Origin of the sequence: Pseudomonas sp. SIMBA_068, from assembly GCF_046534705.1 — a bacterium.
Lineage (GTDB): Bacteria > Pseudomonadota > Gammaproteobacteria > Pseudomonadales > Pseudomonadaceae > Aquipseudomonas > Aquipseudomonas putida.
The window spans coordinates 1-459 of record NZ_JAWRYI010000057.1 but is presented as its reverse complement, the minus strand read 5'-3'; the positions used below and the strand labels follow the sequence as shown (position 1 = coordinate 459).

The window sequence follows — 459 nt, the reverse complement described above, 5'->3', positions numbered from 1 at the left end:
CCCCCTTTTACGGCAACGTACATCAGCACACCTCCACATGCGTGGTTCGCGGAATAGCCAGCAGGCGTTCGCCGCAGGTCAGGATCAGGTCGATGCCGAGCGGGAACGGGTGCGGGCGCTCGGTGAGTTCGTGCAGAATGCACTCCGGCAGCTGCGGAGCGATCATTCGTTCTTCGGCAATACCCGCGCCGGTGAGACGCAACATGCGCCCGCCGCTCAGGCTGGCGACCTGTAAAATCAGCGTCGCGCCCGCTTCCGGCGCAACGGCGGTGCCGGTGGAAAGGGCGTTGAGCTGTTCGCTGGAAATCGCCTCATCCGTCACCGCGAAGGTCGCCTGTTCCGGCTGGCTGGCCAGCGGCGCGTTGGTATGAAAACGCAGGCTCTGGTTGACGATATCGTTATTTAATGGGGTAGAAAGCCACACCGGCGTGTCGTTATCGGCCAGCGTCAGCAGCACGC

At 63.0% G+C, this 459-nt stretch carries 1 protein-coding gene; it reads right to left on the bottom strand.

The annotated features are described in order from the left end of the window. Nucleotides 1-22: 22 nt before the first annotated feature. A partial coding sequence (gene phnH, locus SB756_RS28125) for a phosphonate C-P lyase system protein PhnH (RefSeq protein ID WP_410912759.1) occupies nucleotides 23-459 on the bottom strand: 437 nt, incomplete at its 5' end.